This window comes from Leptospira koniambonensis (assembly GCF_004769555.1).
GTDB lineage: Bacteria > Spirochaetota > Leptospiria > Leptospirales > Leptospiraceae > Leptospira_B > Leptospira_B koniambonensis.
Genome location: NZ_RQFY01000001.1, coordinates 417,968 through 442,540, shown reverse-complemented (window position 1 = coordinate 442,540; position 24,573 = coordinate 417,968). Strand labels below are relative to the sequence as shown.

The following is a 24,573-nucleotide window of genomic DNA, read 5'->3' as shown; positions in this document are numbered from 1 at the left end:
GCGATCGCTATGCTGTCCACACTTGGAAAGAAACTGTTAGGATAAGCTAATAGATATGAATATAAAGAAAGCACACATTCTTTTCTCGCTATGTTTGGCTCTGGGGATGGGCTGTCAGGCAGGCGGGGATAAATCAAGCGCGGATACTTTTTACGATAATATCGATTATAAAGGAATTCGCCTTTTTAATTTGTTCGATGATTATCCTTCTATCAAATCAGGTTTCCAAAGTTTAGAACCTATTAATTTTAATCTTAAATTAGAGTCATCCATGACTATTCCTTATAGAGAGGATATCGTGGGTTTCTTAAGAGTTTCCGGTGATCTTCTGCTAAAACCGGAAGCTCATGTGCGTCAGTCTCTTCTTAGAGTTCATTCTCTTTTGGATCGTATAGAGAAGGCTCCAAATAACGCATTCGATGTTCTCCAGCCATGGTTAGAATCCTTACGCACGTATCGTAGACCTGTACTTCGTAATATGGCGCCTCTTAGCCAAACTGCTTTGAAGTACATGTACACAAATTATTCTAAAGAAACTATGGAAACCAAGTTTAAAGAGGTTTCTGCAGTATTAAAAGATCCTGAAATTCGTATCCTTTTTGTAGAATTGGAAGATGTGCTGGATAAGGCAATCAACCGAAACGCAAATGCAAAACAAGCGATCACCGGTCTTTTACAAGGGATGGTAGATCCTTCTCTCATTTCTGATAGAGTTATGAAAGAAAAATTGATCCAGATGATAGGAGCCTTGGGAAAATCCTTCCGACAAAGGGCAGGATTCAGCGATGCAAAATCTTCTGAGACAGTTCTGAAAAACCTGGTAGTTAATTTAGAAAAATTTTATACTGCGGGCGGTTCTGTTTATTCTGATCCAGCCTTTGCTGATTATAGAGATGCTACTTATCCTACTGAATTTGCTACCGTTCTTAGTGAATCTTTCCGCTATCTGAGGCCAATGCTTGGAAGAGGAGGAAATTATACTTCCGATCCGAACGTTATTCTTTCCTTGGAGATGGCTAAAAATTTCGCCAAGTTTGACTTCGCGTCTGGAATAACTGGTGTGGATCACTCTCTTCGCGAGTTAATTCGTATGGATGCTTCTGGCTTAGATAGAGCTGATCCTGCGAATATCACTAGTAGCCCAATTACTGCATTAGAATCCTTAATGTTCATCCTGACTTTATCCGACACTTATGGATTCCGTTGGGAAAATCCTGCAGATACTTCTATGATGAGACTTGAGCCTAACGGTTCAGGAAACGGCGGTCCTATGACTGGCGGTGTTCTTACTGTAGGAGACAGTATCTATTCTATGAAATCTGCGATGACCGGTAATATCGGTATCAAAGCTTTCATGAACCAAAGTTCTGCAGACGCTGCCGTGTTTAAGAATGCGGATGCAACCACTCCGACTGCACTTTCTATAGGGATCAATACTCCAACTTTAACTCTGTTGGAAGCTCCAGATCCAACTATTATCCCAGCAGCAAACGACACTGTTTATACTAAAACAATTCCATTCATTATGAAATTGATCCGCACAGTTCTGATTTCAGGCGGCGGGCCTTATTATAATAAGAACCGCGTAGATTCTAACGGAAATGTTCTGACTCTGGATGGAAAACTATATAGAGATTCGAACGGTGTAGACCTGATCTATAAAGAATCTTGGAATACTTCGGAATATAGAGTAAAGGTTTCAAATACTGCCAGTGGTTCTTGTAGCGGTGGAACAATCTGTAAATGGGTTGGTCCAGGCGGAAGAGAAACAAATGCAGTTGTAGCAAATAATTCTTTCACTCCAGTAGCAGCAGGAGCAAACGCTTCCGGAGCAAAAGGTTGGAGTATCCCTGTTTGGGAAATTCCAAAAGACAATACTACTGAAAGAGCAGTGAATACAGACGAGGAAGCGCTTTATAAGAACTTCCAGTGGCTTCTTCATGAAAAACGTATGGTGGCTGTGATCCCACTTCGCGCTTCTTTGGGTGCGGGAGTTCCATACAAAATGGCTGCATTTGTTACCCTGATCGCTAACGGTATGACTGGTTTGATGAACGCAAGACCAGTTTTACAAGACGGATCTACATGTGCAGATCGTATCAATGCGATCTGGAAAATTAAAAATACTTTCTTAAAGCCAGGATGTGCAAGTTCTACTCAGCCGAATTTCAGACAACCTGGAGTTCCTATCCTTCAAGAGAATTATTCTGATATTCCTGGCGACAGTATGTTCTATCTGGAAGCTTGGGATTATGGAACGAGCGGCGCAAGCTCCTTGACCTTCAATAGTTTGGGAGATGCTTCTGTTTATAGTATCTTCTATCCTGATCCTGAAAATTCTTATGGAGTAATTCCTCAAGTAATCGCAGCTAACTTTGCGGTGATGGAAAGACTTTCTTTCTTAACTCCTGATAAGGTTCTTCCTTCTGGTGCGAATGTTTCTTACGGAAAATCTGTCGAGGAAGCTTGGGGACAGAGAAATAGACTTCTTCCTTTGATACTTTCTCTTGCATGGACCTTGGACGACCAAGCAAATCCAGGTTTGAACAAAAACCCATTCCAGATCTTGACTGGACTGAGTGCAGCATTAACAAGACCTCTTCTTGCAAGGATCACCGATCCAGAACCTAATAGTGGTGGAAGAACGATCGATGTTGTTAAGATCGTAAACTCTGATTCAAGTGTAAGAAGTAACTCTGCAACTGAAGGGGAATATTTCTTCAGATACTTGGATCCTGTTTCCAGTAAACCAGTACGTTCTCCACTTTCTATCTTAGCGGAAAACGAAAGAAGATACCAAGACGGACTACTGAATCTAATGTCCAGAACTGACCTTCTTTCCACATTCGTACAAATGCTTGCAGAGATGGGAAAACCTGAAAGAGCAAGTGGAGCACTTCTAACATTCCAATCGATTGCGGACCTGATCGGAGAGATAAAACTCGCGAATGAAAGTCCAACAGCAGTTCAATTTAACTTAGAAGCTTACCTGGGAGAAGTTAGAGATATGCTCGCTGCATTCCCTGACTCTCGTGTTGCGAATATTTATGATCCTGAATGGGACAGGTTAGGGAACTGGGCAGTTCGTCTCAGAGATTATTTCGATCCTGATTCTGTTTATAGTCTGATCCCAACTTTGGATTTCTCTATGGATATGATCATAGATAATATTCCTACAAACGTTCAGTTGACTGGGATAGTGGATCTTCTTGGGGGACTCACTCGTGATAATACCAGCACCCAGGATTATTTAATTACGAATTTATTAAGTGTAGATACGGCCGACTTAGCACAAGTCTCCGCTCCTTACGGAAGAAGCACCGTGGGAGTGTTGATGGGTATAGTTAAGACGGGAGAATTCTATTCTTACTTAGAAGCGGATATGAGAAGTCCTTATTCACTCAAATCAATATTCAAAGACGCTAAAAAACTTTTGGTGTCGGATATGATACAAACACAAAGAGAAGACCAAAGCTCACTGATCTATACGGCAGGAGTGTTGATGGGTATTTTTGCGGATCTTACTTCTACGGGTAAAAAACAATTCCCGGATGGATTCGTATTCTATGACAGATTTAACGAAGATGAAAACTCGGACACCTATTGGGATAGGTTCGTTACGGTATTCACCCGGTGAGAATAATGAAGAGAATTTTTTTGGGAAAAATAAGTCGAGGGCTGGAAATGGATCTGAAAAATAAAAAAGTTTCTAATGTCGATAAAGGAATCAAACTCGCGATACTTTCACTTTTATGGGCGGGCATCTTAGGATGTAGCCCTGAAAAAATGAAAGGATTTGCAATGTCGGATGTTTTCGACCTGGGATTCTTTTCAGGAGGAAGAATATTCGGAGCGAATCCGAATCTGCAACCTCCATATAACAGTGTGGATAACGATACTGCAGTTCTACCTGTAGATTTTGGTTCCACCAATCCTCAGGCTACCTTATTCATTAACTCTACTGAAAACGTGGACAGATACAAAGAGTTAGAGATCCGGTTTTCTCACCCAATGAATAAGACTACTGTAGAGCCAAACTTTACAATCACTGGAGCTAGTGGAAATCTAATTGGGCCGACTCCTGGTGGAGAATTCTACTGGATGAGTGGTCAGAAACTTCGTTTTAATCCGTATAGAGAGTTAAAACCTGCTGAGACTTATACTCTTACAATTAATCCGAATGCAGCCACAATAGGCGGGGCTAACCTAGAAAATTATACGGTCACCTTCAGAACCGGATTGGATTACAGTCTTACAAATAAGATCACCCAAGGAAGCCAATACACTCTGAATGGAACGAATGATATGACATTCGACCAGTCCGCAGCTTTAACATTGGCCTCCACATATTCAAGTCCTGTAGTGGGAGAGAATTATATCCAATCCGTTCTTTTGAAAAAGATTGGTTCTAACACTTCTCAAGATATTTGTACAACTCCTCCTTGTTCTATGAGTGCTACTATTTCTTTGAATTTAAGTACTTCTCAAGTCCCTCCAACTGTTGGTGGGAATACCTACTATTATGAGATCGCTACTACTAACGGAAAAACTTTCCGTAAGTATTTCAGCTTTAACTACGGTAGATTGGAGAACGCGAATGGTGTTCTTCCTTACGTGGCAAACGGTGTGATGGACGAAGCCCAAATGCTTCCGTTCTTAGGAAAAGCCATCCAGAAATATACTACAGGCGCATTCAAAGTAAAAGATGCAACCGGAGTACCTCGTACTTTCCAAGAATTCTTATTGGGAATGCCTGACTTTCCTAAGAAAAAATTCTTTGAGAACGGAGCTTGGACAATCGGCGAAGCTTGTATGAGACAAGACGGTAAGATGTCCGGTAACGCAAACGAAGCTGCATTTAAAGATTTCGATTATATCCCAGTATTTGGAGCTAAATCTGGCGGTGCGGGAAGAGGATATTGTTGGGTAAGACACCCAGACTGTGTTACGGATAACGGACCTCCTTATCACCCTAAAGAGAGAAATGGGATAGATAGAGACCAATGGTGGACTATTTATAATAATAATAATTGTGGTCAAAACCAGAATAACGCGAATTACCCTCAGGCTTGTAAAAATCTATTCCATTGGGGTGAGGCAGCTTGGAGTCTTTGCCATTATCCTACCGACGCGAAATCTTATAAAAGCAATGGGTATACTTCTACAGTATTCTCTGCATTTGGTAGACCAGATGGAGATATCACATCAGCGGGAAAAGACTTATTGGATTGTGCATTCCCAGCATGTTTCTTCGATTCTTATCATATCGAAAAAATCGCTCCGGGACCATTCTCTAAATACAGCGCTATCTTAAATGTAGCTTCTGGTGGAATTGCAGACGGAAGTGCTGCGATTACATTGGACGTTTATGTAACGGATATGAGACTTCCTAAGTTCGTTCGTTGTGGATCCAATAATGCAACTCATGGTTGTTCTGCAGGAACCGGAACCCAATTAGGAAACGTTGTTGCTGACTTAAAAGTTAACCCTGGTTCTGGTGCAGTTAATCCTGGACTAGGTCTAGATCTAAAATCCAGATACACTGAAGTGGATCTCTTAGTAGTCTCTCGTTTTGAAGACTGGTATGGGGCATTTAACGGGCCTGGAGCTCTACTAGTGTTCAGAACAACTGCTAAGTTGAACTGGGATCCTGCAGTAGAAGGAACTTTAAATCCAGCAGGTTACGATTGGAACGACGTAAAACTTTCAAAACCTCGTTTGGCTTTAGCTCGTACTCGTAACAACATGACTGTGACTTCTGACGGTTTGATCAATATGACCGTTAAAACTCCATTCACTGTTAATGATGATTATTTCCCTGATAATCCTAGCATTGCACAGATACTCTCTAATTCGAATAACTTCTTCATTCGTCCATGGGCAAACCCGTTACATATGTCTTTAGCAGGTTTATATCCTGGAGAAGATACTTCTGACTTCATGTATACGGCTCCAATGACTTATATTCATGGTAGTGAAGGTTTTAACACTATCATCGAAGCTCTCGTAGGTAGAGAAGAGTTGAGCAATATGGCGAACCTGACTGTGGATCAAGTAAAACAGATCATCACACAGTATATGCTCAGAGATATCGTGCAAAGGATCGCTCCGAACGTTCTGAACTCAGTGATTGCTGACTTAAGAGATACTGGAGTAACCATTACTTTACCAAGTTACCTTCCTGCACCTCTTGGAAACTTCCCATTAACAGTGAAGTTTAAACTGAATACAGATGCGGCGATCAAACATGATGGAACCAATAAAGGTCTTGTGACTTCTTTGGACTTTGCGTTCACAAGCGGTTATAATCCTCCAGCTGGACTAAGAACCCAATCTGGAAAAACTGGAATGGTTACCACCAGGACTTGGACTGCTGCGAATCCACCTCCTTCTACTTATCAGTTCAGCCAGTCCGCAGCTAATCCTGGATTCTTGATCTCTATGCATACTGATACAATTTCTCAGGCTGCATTCCATTTATGGCAGAGAAGGGGACTAGATATCGTTCTGAATAAGGCATTCATCGATGGAATGAACGCTTTCGCAGGTGCGGATCCTCTATTCGCGCTGACAACTTCCTTCTTAAAAGCTTCTCCTTTGGTTACAATCCTTGTGCCAGGAAGAAACAAATTGCAAGGTCTGAATGGTTCTAACGCGATTGCACCTCCAGTAAAATCTTTTGATGATATCGATATGGTGATGTCTCCAATTCATGCTCCTAACGTGAAGTTTAAACCTATGACTTCCGCTGGAATACCTAAGATGAGATTGTATTTTACTGAAATGCAATTACAGATCATTGCTAAGAAGCCAACTTCTTGCACAGGTCTTGTGGATGAAGAACTAACAGAATGCCAAGCAGATACAAGAGCGAATGGTTACCAACAAACTTTGGGAACAGTTAGGATCAGTTTTGCTGCGGATGCAGACTTCCGTTTCAAAATGTTCTCTAACCCTACTAATAACCCTGCATTTGCTAATTTGAATGCGCTTCAGGTGATCTTAGATCCAATCAATAACTTGGATTACTCTGTAGAAGTTTTAGAAGGACAAACTTACAATCCATTCGGTTTGGACCCTGATGGTATTAAATCAGTAATCTCTCCGTTAGTCACCACCTTGGTGATCCCAATGGTAAACAGTATTATGAAAGAAATACCAATGCCTCCAGACATCACTTTCCCTAAATTGATCAACCCTGCAGGAACTCAATCCTGTGCGATCAGTGCGAAGAGTGATAAGGTACAATTCTTCACCTTGAATTCTCCTCAAGTTGCAGATCCGTATCTGTTAGGAGGAATGAGATTTGTAGGACAAGCTGTAACAGATCCTGCATCTCTGATTGTCTGCCCTTAAACACTCCTAGCTATTTCGAAAAATTAGATTTCGAAATGACCGAAAGGGTAAAAAACCCTTTCGGTTTTTTTTTAAGGAACTTGTTGGATAACTAAATTAGAAAAAGCTTATGAGTGAAGACTCACTCAGTTATATTATGCAGTTTTGATTTTCTTTTGCTACAGTTTCGCAAAAGTTTTTGTTCGAATTACTATCGAACATCATTCGTTATTTCATAACGATCGTTAGAACGTGCTCGATAATTTTATAAAAATGAAAAGGAAACTTATTCAAATACTTGCTTTTAAAAATAGTGAGCATTTAGTCACATTTTTTGTCCCGTTTTCATAAATGGGTTGCAGGAATCCGAATAAGATAGGAAACGAAAAGTGGATATGACGTATTACCAGCTTTCATGTTACTTGGTGGTGACTGTACTAGTCTACCGTACGATTCATAATTTAGTTTTATATTTTAGAAATCGGAAACAAGCATACCTTCTGTATTTTGCATTATTGCAAGTTGCATATGGCGGGTATCTATTCTGTTTTATCCAAACAATCAATGTAGATAATCCTGAAAAAGCTTTGATTTGGGAAAGAATGGAGAATGCGATAGCGGCTATATTTGCATCGTTTATCGTGCTTTTCGTAAATAATTATAAAAAACTTTTTAGCAGAGACTTCATTCTTCTATACGTGTTCATGTATTTGATCCTTGCAGGGATACTCTTGCAGGATCCAAACGCTTATACAATGAGCGTTGCTCATCCGAAACATTTCCCTTCTTTGGGAATAGTGATCTATGAAACAGATCAGCCTACAATCATGCAGTTTATCTTCCTTTCCGGGATAATGATGATTATATGGACAGTGATAAAGGTGATGAATCAGTTCCGAAAGAACAGATTCAGGAACCATTTCCTATTCTACGGATTAGTGCTATTTTTCGCGAGCTTGATCGCGGACATTTTGGTCGCGAGTGATCTACTTGGAATCCCTTATACTTCTCATTTTAGCTTCTTGATCCTTATGTTCTGTGTGGATAGCTTCCTTACGGTGAATAAATCCGAAAGGGAAGTCAGAATGGAATTCAAGGAATCAGTTTCCAAATGGCTTACTAAGCCGGAAGCTACTTCTTTTGGATCACCTAAGGATATAAGCGGAGAAGGTTCCGATCCTAAACTTAATAAAGAGAAGGGCCGCAATCCTAAAAAGTTGAGTGTGAGAGCACTTGGTCCATTGGAATTGGATCTGGATGGGAAAAAGATCCCGGCAGCTGAATATTCCAGTAAGAAAAAACTACTCAAACTCATTAAACTACTGTTAGTTCGTTTTGGAAAAGGTGTCCATAAAGAAGAATTATTAGAGAATCTCTGGCCTGGTATGTCTGAGAAAAATGCTCTCAATAGTTTACATGCATTACTTTTCCGTCTTCGTAAGATATTAGGAAACCCAGAAGCAGTTGTATTCGCAGAGGATAGATTATTCTTCCATCCCGATCTTGTAGAAGCAGACTTTGTGGAATTCGAGAAAAGATTTGAGACTGCAGGCAAACTTCTTCGTAACAAAAAGGAAGAAGAAGCGGTTCAATCTTATAGAGAAGCCAAAGAATTATATACTGGAGACTTTTTCGAATTCGATCTGTATTTCCCAGAATCAGAACTAAAACGTGAATATCTACGTAAGAACCTGATCGAAATTTATAGAATTCTATGTGAATATGCTCAGAAAGCAGGGGATGCAAATTCTCTACTTTCGGATTCTGAAAGCTGGATCCGTTTGGATGATCTGGACGAAAGAGCTTGGAGATTTCATTTCGAGTCCTTACAATCTCTTGATCGTAAGAATGAAGCTCTACGCAAATTTGAGGATATGAAGAAGATCCTGAAAAAAGAATTAGGTGTAGAACCTGACCAAGAGACAGTTTCGCTCATTGAAAAGATCCGTGTTGCTTCTCCGGTGAGTTGATTGTTAGGAAACACTGCACTATAAAATAAAACACTCATTAGAAAAAAAATATTGGACGAAGTAAATCCCTTCTGTACGTTCTTCCAGAATCCCCCAAATTCTAAGTAAAAAATAACCCCTGAAATAAAATGAATAAACGAATCCTTTTTTTTGTAACGATTGTTACAATTACCCTGGCAAACTGTTCCATCGTATATAGAGTTACTGGCAAAACCTTAAACTCTTATGCCCAAGACCATTTGGTCCCTCATTACCTTGCTTCCGATGATTTGGATGCGATCTGTAACGGAGGAACTGCACTCGGACCATTAGTAGCTTCCTTTGAAAGAACCGGTGCTTCTGTGGAATTGGCTACTATGGTGGCGCAGATGGGAGCAGGGATGTGCGCAGAAAAACAAGCGCAAGAGGCTGAACTTTTATATATTGCATCAGTTCGTAAAGGTAAGGGAGAAGAAGCACTGGATAACCAGGCTAGACAGATCCGTTGGCATGGAATTGCTGCAAAAAGATACGGGGATGCTCATAATAGATTTCTTCAATACTTCGGAGAATGGAACGGAAAATGTCCTTCTATCAGCGAAGACGAAGAGTTATATTATTTAGTAGGACTTTCTTCTGGATTACTCGCAATACTTCACGATTTTGCTTCTCAAGGATATGCAGGGATTACTCGAGATGTTCCAAGCGTAGTTGCTGGAGCTTCTAAATGTTTAGACCCTAAAAAATGGTGGGGAACTCCTTTGGCGCTGGAAGCTGTAGTATGGCTTTCCGTTCCAGGTGCAACTCCTGAAGGAAAAGATCCTATTAAACAAATGGAAGAAGCAGTTAAGATTGGCGACAAAGAAGGTGTTCGTCTTGCTCGCGCATTTCAGATCCAAGCCGCTGCCGGAAAAGGTGATGTGGAGAAGATCAAAAAACTTATATTAGAACATTCTAAAGTTCTAAGCCAAATCCCTGCTAAGAAAGAGTATCGTTTCTTAGAGGCATTTGCAGAAAATTTATCACGTCATGAATCTGATAAAATTTGGATGAAAGAGACTGGGCATAGAGGGCCGATTTATTTCTCCTCTTTCCCTGGAAAAAAGAAAAACAATAAAGAAGAAGACGATCTGTTAAAAGATCTTTGAGCGGGTTCTTGGGTGGAAAACGAAAAAAAAGGGACCTTAAGGAGAAAAAACTATATGAAGAAGTTTCTCATTCTATCGGTAATCATTCTCGGGACTTGGATGTCCGTAGGTGTGGGAGCAGCGGAGACTGTGGATCGATCCATGTGTGTATTCGATCCTTCCGGCGCACATGGAGACGTGTTTAAAGCAGCACAAAGATACCAGGCACAAGCTTTAACATGGGGAATCCGTCTAGACTTAAAAGCTTACACAGACGAAGTGGTAGCTAACTCCGACTTCAAAGCCGGAAAATGTAATATGGCATTCTTAACTTCTCTTAGAGTAAGAAGTTATGTACATGAATCAGGATCCATCGAAGCGATCGGTGCATTGCCAAGTTATGACCTTCTCCGCAAAACAATCGAAGCATTATCAAATCCTAAAGTAAGAGAATTAAATACAGACGGCGACTACGAGACCATGGCTATGTTCCCTGGTGGCGCAGTTTATCTTTTACTAAGGGACAAAAACCTGAAAGATATCAAGGACCTAGCTGGAAGAAAGATCGCTACTTTAACTTATGACCAAGCTGCCACTACTATGGTGGATATCGTAGGAGCTTCTATGGTTCCTGCTGAGATCGCTACTTTTGCGGGTATTTTCAATAACGGAAGAGCGGATGCTTGTTATTCTCCTGCAATCGGGATCAAACCTTTGGAATTGATGAAAGGTATTTCTCCAAACGGTGGGATCGTTCGTTTTCCAATCGGACAATTGACTTTCCAAATCGTAGCTCGTCATAAGGATTTTGCAGATGGTTTTGGAAATACTTCCAGAGCATGGGCTGCGACTCAGTTCGATGCAATGCTTTCTCTAACCAAAAAGGCAGAGCAAGAAATTCCGGCTAAGTATTGGATAGAAGTTCCAAAAGATCTTCAAAAGAATTATTTCGAAAAATTCAGAGAAGTAAGGATCAGGCTGAGAGACAAAAAAGTATATCATCCTACCATCCTGAAATTAATGAAAAGGGTCCGTTGCAGCGCTGATAAAGAAGCGACTGAGTGCGCGGATAACCTGGAATAATTTCCAAAACTAACACAAAAAAGGCGGGAAAAATCTTTCCCGCTACTCTTATATCAATCAATCGCAGATTCCAGAGGATATTCTATGTGGAGAAAAATCGTTTCCTGGGCGGTATTATTCTTTTTATTCGTACCCCTTGTTCAAAGTGGAAGCCAGTTAGTTCAGGCTAGGTTACTCGGCTTAGGCGGCAGTATTTGGCCGAACTACGCAATGATCCGAAATGTTTGTGTCGCTGATCCGAATGCGGAAACAGATACTAAAGCAGAAGTCAGCCAAGCGGATATGGACGCTTTGGATGATATTGGTCTTGGAGATACTTCTGGTGGGAAGAATGTAACAGCTCCTACGGGACCTACCGAAACCCAATTAGAGCTCGCGAAACTTGCAGGCTCTCTAACAACAGGACAAAAAATCTATTGTGGATTTGAGCGTAGGCTTTCTTGGCTTACTATCTCTGCTATAGATTATATTCCTATGACGATGGTATTCTTGCTCATTGTAGCTGGAACTGTTTCAACGACTAGAAGATACCATATCGCTCTTAGAAATCCTGAAAACTCCAAAGAGGAAAAGATCACCGAATGGAGCCAGATCATCGCGAATACGATCATTATGGTTTCTGCAGCATTCATGTATCCTCTTCAAAAAGGTGTAGAAGCACAGATCCAAGTGCTTTGGGTTGCGGGACTTATACTTTTAGCAGGATTAAATTTTTATAATTTAAAAAATCCTTTATTTAAAAATGGAGAAGGTAAGCAAAATACCAAACTTTCCAATGCATTATTATGCGTTCCTCTGTATGCTTGGATGGCGTTAATCTGTGGATTATACTTCTTTATTTTAGAAAAACACCCAGCTGGACTTGCGATCTATCTGCAAAAATTGACCGCTCACGCTCAGCTTTATATCCAAATCGGTCTTTATGTTTGGACTGGTATTCTTTTAAGAGATACTTCTCTCGGAAAAAGATTTTTCGATCTTTTGAACCCATGGAAACTTCCTTCTGAATTAATGGCGGTGATCATCGTTGTTGTTGCGGCTCTTCCTACTGCTTATAGTGGTGCTTCCGGGATTGTAGTTTTGGCATTAGGCGCTACAATCTTCAAGGAATTGAGAAGAGCAGGTGCAAGCCAAGAGAGAGCTCTTGCTGCAACCGCTATGTCTGGAAGCTTAGGAGTGGTTCTTCCTCCATGTTTACTCGTTGTGATTGTTGCTTCTTTGAATTTAGAAGTGACTACTGACGAATTATTCCATTGGGGTTGGAGAGTATTTGCACTTTCTTCCACTTTATTCTTAATCGTGAGTTGGTTTAGTAGAACCGAATCTTGGAAGATCCGTCCGGAACAAGATGCGTTTAAAAAATCTTTACTGGCATTCAAATCTTTCTCAGTCTATTTGGTGATCTCAATTGTAATCGTTCTAACGATCGTTCTTGCACTTGGAACTCATTTTGATGAGAGAACTGCACCTTATATCCTGCCGATCGCGATGCTTGCTCTTCTGTTCATTGATTATAGAATTTCCAAAAAGGAAAAACTGGAATTGGGAGAAACTCATAACGAAGAAGTGGAACTTTCCAGGACTTCTTATGATGCAGGCTCGCATTTAGGAGCACTTCTTCTTCTCATGGGATTGTCCGCTTGTATGGGTGGGGTTTTCGAAAGATCAGAAGTGATCAATCTATTCCCAACTCAACTTGGATCTCCAATGTCTGCGATGTTGATCTTAACATTTGCTCTTGTGATCATTGGAATGCTTATGGATCCTTACGGAGCTGTGATCTTAGTTTCGGTGACCTTATATCCGATCGCTAAGGCAAATGGTATCCATCCTTTGAATTTCTGGATGACCGCACTTGTTTCTTTCGAGTTAGGTTATTTAACTCCTCCAGTTGCTCTCAATCACTTGTTGACCAAACACGTAGTTAGAGATCTACTAATAGAGGATAAAAGTTTAGAAGGAAAAAGTTTCTTTGCGAGACATGAACATATCGTAATTCCGATTATAGTTCTGACTCTAACCTTGATTGTGACCGCTTTCGGGCCGATCCTGTATTCAAAATACGCAGGGTAGGAAAGTGTAAGAGCGGTTTCGCGCAGAGACCGCTGAGATCGCAGAACCATTAAATATCCGATGTAAGAACTCCTACATCGGATATTGTAAATGATGCAATGACGAAGTGCCTGTTCTGTTGGAATCCCGACGGAAAATAATCTATTTTAAACTAAAATACTTTGCGGTCTTGGCGTCTTTGCGTGAGCCAAATTTTATAGATTTAATTTTCACGCGAAGCCAATTTTCTCCGTGTTCTCTGTGAGCTCCGTGCGAAACTTTTCGCTTACTACTTCTTTTTTTTCTTCTTAGTTTTTGATTTAGGGAATTCGAGTTTAGAAGGACCGAAATTACCTTTTGCAAACTGTTTCTTCTTGGTTTCTATCCAAGGTAGGACCCAAACTAATTCTTCAGCCAGAGCAAATAAGTTTTCATTAATATCTACAAGCTCTTCAATCACGAGGAAGTAAGCTACGCTGGATTTTAATTTGCTATCTCCTTTTCGGATCCGTTTCATTTGATTTTTGTAAATACGGACTTTGATATCAGAGAGTTCTTTTACTTTTTTGCCAGATCTTGCCTTTTCGACTAAACCTGGAACCTTATCCGACTGAGCCAAAAGTTCAAAAAGATCTTCTGCCAGTTTACGAAGTTCTTTTAGATCTTCTCTTTCGTCTTTGGTGAGACCAGTTTGGAAACGATCTATCTTTTCGGATGTGTTTCTGTGGATGTTTGCAAGATTTTCAGTGATACGATCTATATATCCGAGCGCATTTGTGAATGGATGAATGGACTGGAAATCAGACTCGTCGAAATGTCTATCTACAAGACTTAAAAAACCGGAGATGGAAGATTCGTAATTTTTCTTTAAGTTCTTTAGGATCTTAGAGGCTTGTTTGAAGTCCTTCTTCTTTCCTCCTATATAACCGGAAGAAAGTGTATTCATCGCCTTCTTCGCGAGTAACAGATTTCCTAATAAAGAAGAAAGTGATTTAGAAAGTGCCTTTTCAGGATGTTTGGTAAGAAGGAGAAGTTTTTCCAGATTCTCATCATATTCTGCCTTTCTTTTCTTATGGATCCGATTGAATGCAAGAACCAAGAAGAATGTGAATACTAAAACTACTACGACTGCTGCAAATCCAAAGTAATAGAATAGGGCCGCGATAAATCCACCCGTGAAGGAGGCGAATATCGCAGTCATAAACCATCCACCTACAACTGTTAGAACTCCACTTACTCGGTTGACTGCATTTTCTTTCTGCCAAGCTCCATCTGCAAGAGAGGTTCCCATTGCCACCATGAAGGTTACGAATGTGGTAGATAAAGGAAGTTTTTCGATTGTTCCAACAAGAATGAGTGCAGAAGCGATGAGTATGTTTACGGATGCTCTTAATAGATCGAATGCATCGCTTTCATGCAGACGAACTAATTCTAAGGTCCCACTTTGTTTGAATCTAGATCCGATCCAATTTCGGAGGAAAGAAGGCAAAAATCTTTTGATAGGATAATAGATACCGACTGCGATTTGGACAAATACTCTTGCGACTAAACTAGACTGATAAGCTTCTATAGTTTCTCCTTGAGAGCCTAGACTTACTTCAGTTCTGGTTACAGTTTCTGCCTTCTTGGATTTGAATAATGCGATGATCATGATGAGTGCGGCACCTATCAGAAGTCTATTATCAGTTAAGACTTCTTTTCCTAAACCGGATGCCATTGTATTTGCATCCCAGTTTGCCGATTTGATCAGTTCGTGGGTTTGTAAACTTGCGATTGGAACTCCAATAAAGTTCACTAAGTCATTACTTGCAAATGCCATTGCAAGTGCTGCAGTTCCGAATAATACTACGATCTTTAGGACATTTATTTTAGATACGATCAGTATCTGGAATAGGATGGAAAATCCTATAAAACTTAAAACCAGAATGGTCTTAAAATTTGTTTGGATCCAGGCTAATACATCTTTGCTTAAGAAAGTGGATCCTTTCATCGCAGTCAGTAGAATGAAGAAGATCACAACTGTGACCGCGAGTCCTGAGAAAATTCCTCCGAACCATTTCATTGTTTTTTCTAAACGGAAACTGAATATCAATCGGAAGAAGAACATTAGTATCAGTCCCGCAAAGAATGCGAGTATCACAGAGAGTGCGATCCCGAATATGATCTTTAAAGCTGACTCTGAGTTTATGATCTTGAATGCGTCGTTTAATGAATCAGATTTGAGAATAGCAAGGACCAAGGAGGCACCTAATAATTCAAAAACCAAGGATACAGTAGTGGAGGTAGGAAGTCCTAATGTATTGTATAAGTCCAGAAGGATGATGTCCGAGACCATCACAGCCAAAAATAAGAACATTAACTCCGCTAAGCTAAAAAATTCAGGATGAAAAATTCCTTTTCTTGCGACTTCCATCATTCCGCTGGAACTTAAGGCCCCGAGCATGATACCGAATGCAGAAACGATTAGGATAATTTTTCTGGAGGCCGCTCTAGAGCCGACTGCTGAATTCGTGAAGTTCACTGCGTCATTAGAAACTCCGACGAGTAAGTCCATTACTCCGAGTACAGCCATGACCACTACTATGATTAAGAAGATATCCATATTTCTGGTTTCCAGCACCCAGGCAGGGTGATTTAGGTAGTATTTTAGGCAAAGTAGGAGCCTCAACCCAAATTTCCGCGGGTTTCTTTTTTCAAAATACGAATTATGAAATGGGCTTTCGATTTCTCCCCGACCTGAAAGAATGGGTGATCTAACCGGTTTTTTTAGAAAGCAGAAGGCCGGTTAATCAATCGTCGCAATATAAAAAGGAGGCGGTATGAAGATTTCAGTGGGCAATCTTCCCCAGGAATGGAAGGAAGAAGATTTGGAAAAATTATTCTCCAAATATGGAAAAGCCGAACATGTTTCCATCAAAAAGGATAAACTCACGGGACGTTCTTTGGGTTACGGTTCTTTAGAATTGGAAGATGGGGCAGCAAAAAAAGCCCTGGAAGCTTTAAATAAGTACGAGGTTTCCGGAAAAGTTATAACGGTAGTCGACGCCGACGAATGGAAAAAAGAATTCGATAAAAAACAATCCGTGAAAGGCGGGCCAAGTAACAATAAGGTGCATGGAAGCCAGACCACGGGCGGTTTCGGAAGTTCCGTCAGACGTACTGGAGGTAGAGGAAAATGAATTTAAAAAGAATTTATATATTAACTGCAATTTTAATCTCAGCATTCGTTTTGAGCCTGGGTGTATTCGCTCAAAACGGTCTGGTGATTAAAGACATCAAAAAGGGAACAGGAAAAGAGGCCTTCAATGGGTCTAACGTTACCGTTCATTATACCGGTTGGCTTACCAATGGAAAAAAATTCGACAGCTCCAAAGACAGAGGAACTCCTTTCCGTTTTGATCTGGGCGCTGGACAAGTGATCCGCGGTTGGGACAAAGGAGTCCAAGGTATGAAAGAAGGTGGGGTCCGTAAATTGACAATCCCTCCTGAATTAGGCTACGGAAGTGCCGGAGCTGGGGGGAGTATTCCTCCAAATTCTACTCTGATCTTCGAAGTGGAATTGATCAAAGTATACTGACATTTCTGTGTTAAATCTGTTGCTTCTATTCTAATGGATCAGAAGCAACAGTAGCAAAATATCACGATTTCACTTCAATTCGCGCCAATCCTGCATCCTATCTCGCTATAGTTCTTCTTTTTTTTCAAAAACTGTAATATTTAAACAAGCCTACTCTTCCCATTTACTATACGAGAGAAAGGGGAGGAAGAAGGTCTTGAATCAAGAAAATACATTAACTACTGAAACTTCTTCCCAGTATCGTACTCTATTCGAACACCAACCTTTGGCCGCTTTTTTAGTAGAAGCAGATGGGACAATCGCCTTAGTAAACCAAAAGTTCGAAGATATCTCCGGAAGGAAAAAATCAGAGATAGAAGGAAGGATGAAATGGTCTCAGTTCGCTCATCCAGATGATACAGAAAGCCTGACAGATGCATTCATAGATAGATTTAGACATGAAGTCCCAAAAGTGTTTTCCGCAAGAACAAGACTCCTTTCTGCAAATGGATATAAAAAAGTATATGTAAGAGCGAATCGTATTCCAACGGAAGAAGGTAGAGTTCTTGTTCAGATACAAGAGTTGGATGAAGAAGGTCTTTTAAAAGATTATTCCTTAGAAGATTCTGATTATCGCTGGCGTTCATTCCTCATGGAAGGAATGGATTTTGTGGTGATCATGGACTTGAATGGGAATGTATTATTTATTAATAAAACATTCACAGGAATCCCTGCAGACGAGATCCAAGGTAAAAACTTTTTCGAAGTATTAAAAACTTCTGATGCATTAAAACTACAATCAGTTATTGCTAGAGTATTAAATACCGGAAAGCCGGAAGCATTCGAAGAATGGAGTAGCTTCACTGGCAAAAGAAGTCATTATTATATAAGAATTTCTCCTGTGACTAAACAAGGAGAGATCAGTGCCATCTTACTTGCTATCTCTGATACCACTCAACAAAAAGAATCTGATTCAGATCGTTTGAGAAGAATGGAATCCCAAAGACATCGCCAAAAATTAGAAGCTCTGGGAACATTGGCCGCTGGTGTGGCACACGAGATCAATAATCCACTTACTGGTATTTTAAATTACGCAGAACTTGTTCGCACCCAAGTAGAAGAGAACGAATCCCTTTCTAAAAACATGGAGGTTATTATCCGTGAAAGTGAAAGAATTTCTGGCATCGTAAGAAGTCTATTAGGTTTTGCTCATAAAGAAGAAGGTATCAAGGCCCACGTATCTACTGGAGAAATTTTATATTCTTCTATCCAACTTTTACTTCCTTTTCTTGTCCGAGATGGGATCAAGATAGAAGGACTGGATAGTTTGGTGGACGCTGACTCCGAGATCCCACTCGTGATCGGAGAACCCCAAAAATTAAAACAAGTTTTTCTAAATTTGATCACTAATGCGAGAGATTCTCTGAACGAAAAATATTCATTCGAGACGGATCGTAAGAAGATCAAAGTTTCTCAGTCCATCTTCCAAAAAGGAGATACTCGTTTTGTCCGGATCACAGTTAAGGATTGGGGACTCGGGATAGACGAAGAGAATCTGAATCGAATTTTTGATCCTTTCTTCACCACAAAACCAACCACGGTCGGAACAGGGCTTGGGCTTTCAGTAAGCTATGAGATTATCCGGGAAATGGGAGGAGAGGTTGAGGTAGAAAGCTCCGAAGATGAGTTTGCTACATTTCATATCTTGATCCCTGCTTCGGAAAAGATTTCTTGACCTTGCTTTAGGCAAGGGGATACTTTTGATCTCCTATGTCAGAAGCAGAGGAAAAAACTTCCGGAACTCGTACACCTTTCCAATCCGCTTCTCGAAAAGATGTAATTCGGATCCTAGAAAGAATTACGGACGCATTCTTATCCCTGGATAGGGAACTTAAGATCTTATACGCCAACTTTGAGGCCGAAAAACTACTGGATATTATCCGGGAAAATTTGGTTGGTAAAAGATTACCTGAAATACTTCCTCAATTCAATTTTACTTCTTTGTTCCCTATGATGATAGAGTCCATGCATACTGGACTTCCAAAAGATCTGGAGATCTTAGATCCAAAAGAAAATATTTGGTATGAGGTTCGTATCTTTCCTTCTGTCGAAGATATTGCAGTATATCTGCGAGACGTAACCGCCAGAAAAGAAGGAGAGGTAAAACTCAAAGAATCGGAAGAAAGACTTTCTGAACTCGTAAGGACTTCTTTAGATTCTATTCTTTCTGTGAATGAATCCATGGAAATCGTAATGATGAATCCAGCTGCAGAGAAGATGTTAGGATATTCTTCTTGGGAAGTGACTGGAAAGTCTTTAGATTTGTTATTCCCCTCAAGGCGGAAGAAATATATTTCCAAAGTATTATACAAAATAGGAGAAAATCCCGATCGAGGGATCTTCGGTCCCTTTAGGGCCAGACGAAAAAATGGAACAGAACCTATTTTAGAAGCTTCCGTTTCCAAAGTTACTACTTCTTCTGGAAAAGGATACACCTTAATTTTACGAGATATCACAGACAGAATTTCTATCCAAAAAAAATTAAGAGGAACTGTAGAAGAGCTTAAGAACGTAGATCGAGAGAGGTTGGACCTCCTGCAAAATCTAGAAGCAGAAGTAGAGTCTCGTTCCCAGGAACTTTCCAGATTCTATCGTTTGATGAAAGAAGAATTGAATCTTGCCAAAAGAGTCCAAAATAGTTTACTTCCTCCCATCGATTATTCCATCCCAGGAGTTCAAACTTTCGTAAATTACGTTCCAGTAATGGAAGTGGGAGGGGATTGGTTCGATGTATTCGAATTTCGTCCTGGAGTTTTGAGAGTCATTTTAGCAGATGCTACCGGTCACGGGGTCCAGGCTGCACTTGTGACAATGACTATTAAAGGAGTTTATGAACCTCTAAAGTATTTGGCAGATTCTCCTGTAGAACTGATCAAAGGGATCAATATAGATTATTGTAGAAATTTTAAAAACCTACAGATGTATTTTTCCTGTTTTATCCTGGATGTGGATACAATTGAAAGAAAGATCAGATTTGCATCCGGTGGACATCCTGCACTCTTATGGAAATCCAAAACAGGGATTAAACCTTTGGAAAGGACAGGATCTCTTTTAGGTCTGAATTCTAAAATGGAATATTTGGAAGAAGAGTATGATTATTCAGAAGGAGATTCCATTTTGATGTTAACAGATGGGATCTTTGAAGAATTCGATTCTGAGCAGAATCCATTCGGTGAGGAAAGGATCGAAAAAATTTATAGAGAGTCTGGCCTGAGCGGACTTGAGCTACATTCTCAGATCATAAAAGAAATGAAAGCTCATCTGGGAGAAAAAGAACCCCAGGATGACATCACTCTGATTTCTCTGAACCTGACCTAATCTAAGTTGACCTAAGGGCTTATCTAGAAGGACATTCTTTACGTGTCCGAATTTCTCATATTATTTCCATTACTTCTGGTTTTATTAGGATTTGGATCTATAGAATATATTTTTCATCGGTCTAGGAGAAATAAAATCCCAGTTCGAATTCATGTAAACGGAACTCGAGGAAAAAGTTCAGTCACAAGATTGATTGCATCCGGTTTGAAAGAAGGTGGATTTCAAGTTCTTGCTAAAACCACCGGAACTGTTCCAAGGTTGATCTTTTCTGATGGTTCTGAAAAAAATATAATCAGATACGGTGCTCCCAATATTTTAGAGCAAAAGTTTGCGATCCAAGAAGCGGCAAGACTCAATGTGAATGTAATCGTTTTGGAATGTATGGCTCTTCTTCCTTTCAACCAAAAAGTCTCTGAAGAAAAATTGATCAAGGCTACGCATACAATCATCACAAATGTAAAAGAAGATCATTTGGAAATTATGGGGCCAGAGAAGAAGGATATAGCCTTGGCTCTAAGCGGCTCCATTCCTGAAGCTAATATACTATTCACTTCTGAGAAAGAGTTTTTTCCATTCTTCCAAGAGATATGTAAAAAGAAAAATACAGAAATTGTTCCGACCCGTCTTGAAAAATATTCTAACCTTAACTATATGCAAGGTTTTATATATTATGAACATCCTGAAAATGTAGTTTTAGCACTAGAAGTATGTGAATCTTTAGGGGTTAACCCTGAGATTGCAATCCAAGGAATGTGGTCTCATTCTCCTGATTTGGGAGCTACTTTTTTTACTAAATACAATCTAGGAAAAAATAAAATAGCATTTGTAAATGGTTTTGCTGCGAACGATCCAAGTTCCGCCGCAAGTATTTGGGAAAATGCAATTTCAAAGTTTCCTGAATTTAAATATAAAGTCGCTCTAGTGAATTGTAGAAAGGATAGGCCTGAAAGATCCGAACAGATGGCAAAAGAAATTCTCTCTTGGAAAAAAGATCCTGCTGACTTGATCTTGATTGCAGGGGAGGAAACAGAAGTATTCAAAAAGACATGTTTGAAATTTGGTTTAGGGAATTCTAAATTAGAAGATCTAAAATATATGGATGCAAAAGAGGTCTTGGGATTTTTTGAAAATTCTCTGCCTTCTAATTCTATGGTAGTTGGTCTTGGAAATATAGGCGGATTAGGTTTAGAACTTCTGGAAAATTTAAAACAAAAGGAAATATCTAAAGATTGATATGGATTTATTAAGTATTTCCATTGGACTAGGACTCGGGATCAGTTTATTCTTTTCTGAGTTTTTTGGAATTGCAGGTGGACTTGTAGTTCCAGGCTATTTTGCATTACAGCTCCAAAATCCGATCAGTATTCTTCTTACATTATCTGTAAGTTTATGTGTTTTTGGTTTAGGAAAAGTTATTTCAAAATTTGTAATATTATATGGAAAAAGAAGAACTGCAATTCTTCTCCTTCTTGGGTTTGTATTAGACGCAATCGGTAACGAATGGATATTTCCTAGGATTTTTAAAGACATTATTCATTTAGGATCAGAAGTAAAAGCTGTAGGTCATATTATTCCTGGACTTATTGCAGTATGGATGGATAGACAGGGTTGGTTGGAAACCTTGGCGTCTTTACTCACTGCTTCTGTAATTGTTCGTTTGATATTAATTCTATTTCTTGGAAAGGAGTTATTACCTTGAAGGGATTGTATTGGAAATCTTCCAACAAATCAGTTTTCTATTATCTTATACTTGCAGCATTTTCTATTTTTGGAATGTATTTAGTAGAATCTTTTCGAATTGAGAAAATCCAAAACCATTATTCAGAAAAGATAGAAGCGGCCAAACTTGCTGCAAAAGCATTCGAAAAAATTAAAAACTATAAAGAATCTAAAAACAAAAAGATAGATCTGAATTTCGATCCTGCTCAGTCAGGTCTTATCGGTGAATTTTTTACTCCTGTTACAAGCAATCTGGGTTCTCTTAAAGCAAAACAAAGTTCAATCAATCCGAATTTTGCTGCCTTAGTTGTAGAATATTTGGTCCAAGCTGGTGCCGATAAGGGCGATACAATTGCTGTTTCTATGTCTGGTTCTTTTCCTGCTTTGAATATCGCAGTCTATTCTGCTGCTAAAATTTTAGAACTAAAACTTGTAATCATCTCCAGCCTGACTTCTTCCCAATGGGGTGCGAATGAGCCTGAGTTTTTATGGCCTGATATGGAGAAGGAGCTGTATGCCCGTGGAATTTTTCCGTATAAATCCGTGGCCTATAGTTTAGGAGGAATAGAGGACCAGGCTTTTGGGATATTGAAAGATGGGTCGAAGATACTACAAAATTCTGCCTCCAAAAATTCACTTCCGATGCTTTATTCAAAGAACTACTCGGAAAGTCTGGAAGAAAGAATGAATCTATATTCCGGTATTATATCTCTCTCAGAATACAAAGCCTATATCAATGTGGGTGGTGGAACTGTTTCCGTAGGAACTAAGAAAAATGCAGGAGAATTTTCACCAGGTCTAAATCTAAAACATCCGATTACGCATGATGGAAGAGATTCAATCATGAGACGTTTTGCAAATTTAGGGATTCCAATCATTCATTTGGTTCGAGTAGAAGAACTTGCTGCACAAAATGGATTTAGCATACAACCTAAAAAACTTCCGGAAATTGGAGAAGGTAAAATATTCAAAAGATCTGAATACGATTTAAGATTGGCGGCTGTTGTTTTAATTGGGATTTTAGTTTTACTATATGTATTTTTTAAAAGAGATTCTTTTATAGAAGAAGATAGAGACGAATCTCTTTAAGATCTCAAAAATTTGAATATCTCCTGATCTCTTTCCTTATCTTCCAATAATACAGATTCATAATGATTTTTGTCTGTTAGCTCATAAACTTTCAGATTTTTTATCTTCTCTTTCATCTTATCTATGGCAGTAGAAGGTAAAAGTTCGTCTCCCGATTTGAAATTCGGTTTTAAAGCACGGATTACAAGAACGGGACAACGTAATGTAGAATAAGGCATTACCTTATTTTCTTTCAGGGTTTTTATAAATTCTTTAGGATCTTTGAAAAGTCTCGCTACAATCCCGGCAGGTCTCATAGCTCCACCCATATTTTTAAGTTCCGAATCGATCACGAACGGTGGAATAGAACAAAGAACTGGGCCGTAAAAACTATTTCCAGGCATTAAAGAAGAAGAAAGTGTTCCAAGAGGTTCTAATTCGTACAATAAGAAATTTTGAATATTTGTATTCCAAGCGGAAAGCAAAGGAGATTTTTTAGCTTCTTGCAGATACATTTCCTTACTAGGGATCCTTTTGCCTAAACGAGCCAAAGAACCTTGGATCATGAGTAAATTGGAAATTTTACGTTTGATGGAAAGTTCTCCACCTCCGTCTATCAAAACTGCTTTTTCTAGGAAACTTGAGAACTTTTCTGCAAATCTAAGAGTGATCCAGGCACCTAATGAATGAGAAAGAATAGATATTTTAGAATATCCTAATACAGTTGAAAGATCTTTTAGATCTTGAGCATGAACTCTTGCGGAATATTCTTCTTTAGGTTTGTCTGAATTTCCTCTTCCACGCAGATCGTATACAATTACAGTGATCCCTTTTTTAGAAAGGCCTTGAGCGATTGGTTCGAAATTTTTTAGATTTCCTGTAAGTCCATGAACACAGAAAAGAGGAATTTTGGATTTGCCTGGAAAGATCCGGTAGGCGATTCGGATTCCGGAGGGTAGAGTTGCTATTTTGGAATCCGAACCGAATTGTAACATTCTGTAATGTTTAGGAAACTTCTGCTCCTAACCGGATCAGAATATTTTCCAAATTTTTTTCCATTTCTGATCTGAATGCTAAATGTAGTAAAGCAATCTTTTCCCTTTTTTTGACGGCGGAAAATCCTTCTCCTTCTCTTTGTAATTTAAACCAGATCCTGGATTCACCTAGTCCTGAAAATTTGATACAAAAATCATCTTCTTTCAGATCGAATTTTGTAATAGCACCTAATTCTCCTCCGGAGATTGCTTTTGTCAATTTCCGGAGGAATGAGTCAGGATCAGAATCTGTAACTTTGATCAGATCCATA

General features: G+C 39.5%; 16 protein-coding genes. 13 read left to right on the top strand and 3 right to left on the bottom strand.

What is annotated here, in order from left to right; translation table 11 throughout:
• Positions 1 to 55 precede the first annotated feature (55 nt).
• The 6 genes from EHQ52_RS02030 (at position 56) to EHQ52_RS02005 (ending at position 13,567) form a co-directional block, all read left to right on the top strand.
• Complete coding sequence (locus tag EHQ52_RS02030) at positions 56 to 3,637, top strand: hypothetical protein (protein ID WP_135613620.1); 3,582 nt, start codon at positions 56 to 58, stop codon at positions 3,635 to 3,637.
• Positions 3,638 to 3,642: 5 nt separating this feature from the next.
• The gene (locus EHQ52_RS02025) at positions 3,643 to 7,356 is read left to right on the top strand and encodes an Ig-like domain-containing domain (protein WP_135613619.1); all 3,714 of its coding nucleotides are present in this window, start codon (positions 3,643 to 3,645) and stop codon (positions 7,354 to 7,356) included.
• A gap of 374 nt (positions 7,357 to 7,730) precedes the next feature.
• Entirely contained in the window at positions 7,731 to 9,305 is a 1,575-nt protein-coding gene (locus tag EHQ52_RS02020) for a BTAD domain-containing putative transcriptional regulator (RefSeq protein WP_135613618.1), read from the top strand.
• 128 nt (positions 9,306 to 9,433) lie between these two features.
• Positions 9,434 to 10,432: a hypothetical protein gene (locus EHQ52_RS02015; RefSeq protein WP_135613617.1), complete on the top strand. Its 999-nt coding sequence runs from the start codon at positions 9,434 to 9,436 to the stop codon at positions 10,430 to 10,432.
• A 54-nt stretch (positions 10,433 to 10,486) separates the two neighbouring features.
• A complete protein-coding gene (locus EHQ52_RS02010) occupies positions 10,487 to 11,494 on the top strand; it encodes a putative solute-binding protein (RefSeq protein ID WP_135613616.1) in 1,008 nt (335 codons plus the stop codon).
• A gap of 84 nt (positions 11,495 to 11,578) precedes the next feature.
• Positions 11,579 to 13,567 carry a TRAP transporter large permease subunit gene (locus EHQ52_RS02005; protein WP_135613615.1) on the top strand — a complete coding sequence of 663 codons (1,989 nt, stop codon included), beginning with the start codon at positions 11,579 to 11,581 and terminating at the stop codon, positions 13,565 to 13,567.
• A 268-nt stretch (positions 13,568 to 13,835) separates the two neighbouring features.
• Here the strand turns inward: EHQ52_RS02005 and EHQ52_RS02000 are convergent, their stop codons facing one another.
• Positions 13,836 to 16,148: an inorganic phosphate transporter gene (locus EHQ52_RS02000; protein WP_135613614.1), complete on the bottom strand. Its 2,313-nt coding sequence runs from the start codon at positions 16,146 to 16,148 to the stop codon at positions 13,836 to 13,838.
• Positions 16,149 to 16,365: 217 nt separating this feature from the next.
• Between EHQ52_RS02000 and EHQ52_RS01995 the strand changes: the two genes are divergently transcribed.
• The 7 genes from EHQ52_RS01995 (at position 16,366) to pgsW (ending at position 23,288) form a co-directional block, all read left to right on the top strand.
• Positions 16,366 to 16,725, top strand: coding sequence for an RNA recognition motif domain-containing protein (locus tag EHQ52_RS01995; protein ID WP_135613613.1), 360 nt, complete (start codon positions 16,366 to 16,368; stop codon positions 16,723 to 16,725).
• The gene (locus EHQ52_RS01990; protein ID WP_165780502.1) at positions 16,722 to 17,123 is read left to right on the top strand and encodes an FKBP-type peptidyl-prolyl cis-trans isomerase; all 402 of its coding nucleotides are present in this window, start codon (positions 16,722 to 16,724) and stop codon (positions 17,121 to 17,123) included. Before EHQ52_RS01995 ends, EHQ52_RS01990 begins: the two co-directional genes overlap by 4 nt.
• A 196-nt stretch (positions 17,124 to 17,319) precedes the next feature.
• On the top strand, positions 17,320 to 18,837 hold the full coding sequence (locus EHQ52_RS01985) for a PAS domain-containing sensor histidine kinase (protein WP_135613612.1): 1,518 nt from the start codon (positions 17,320 to 17,322) through the stop codon (positions 18,835 to 18,837).
• Positions 18,838 to 18,872: 35 nt separating this feature from the next.
• Entirely contained in the window at positions 18,873 to 20,480 is a 1,608-nt protein-coding gene (locus EHQ52_RS01980) for a SpoIIE family protein phosphatase (protein ID WP_135613611.1), read from the top strand.
• A 42-nt stretch (positions 20,481 to 20,522) separates the two neighbouring features.
• Positions 20,523 to 21,713 carry a poly-gamma-glutamate synthase PgsB gene (gene pgsB / locus EHQ52_RS01975; RefSeq protein WP_135613610.1) on the top strand — a complete coding sequence of 397 codons (1,191 nt, stop codon included), beginning with the start codon at positions 20,523 to 20,525 and terminating at the stop codon, positions 21,711 to 21,713.
• 1 nt (position 21,714) lies between these two features.
• On the top strand, positions 21,715 to 22,179 hold the full coding sequence (gene pgsC / locus EHQ52_RS01970) for a poly-gamma-glutamate biosynthesis protein PgsC (RefSeq protein WP_135613609.1): 465 nt from the start codon (positions 21,715 to 21,717) through the stop codon (positions 22,177 to 22,179).
• The gene (gene pgsW / locus EHQ52_RS01965) at positions 22,176 to 23,288 is read left to right on the top strand and encodes a poly-gamma-glutamate system protein (protein ID WP_135613608.1); all 1,113 of its coding nucleotides are present in this window, start codon (positions 22,176 to 22,178) and stop codon (positions 23,286 to 23,288) included. The genes pgsC and pgsW overlap by 4 nt, the downstream gene beginning before the upstream one ends.
• Here the strand turns inward: pgsW and EHQ52_RS01960 are convergent.
• Positions 23,285 to 24,262 carry an alpha/beta hydrolase gene (locus tag EHQ52_RS01960; RefSeq protein ID WP_135613607.1) on the bottom strand — a complete coding sequence of 326 codons (978 nt, stop codon included), beginning with the start codon at positions 24,260 to 24,262 and terminating at the stop codon, positions 23,285 to 23,287. The two genes, pgsW and EHQ52_RS01960, sit on opposite strands and share 4 nt — an antisense overlap.
• 10 nt (positions 24,263 to 24,272) lie before the next feature.
• Positions 24,273 to 24,572, bottom strand: a complete 300-nt coding sequence (locus EHQ52_RS01955; RefSeq protein ID WP_135613606.1) for a hypothetical protein — start codon at positions 24,570 to 24,572, stop codon at positions 24,273 to 24,275.
• Position 24,573: the final 1 nt, after the last annotated feature.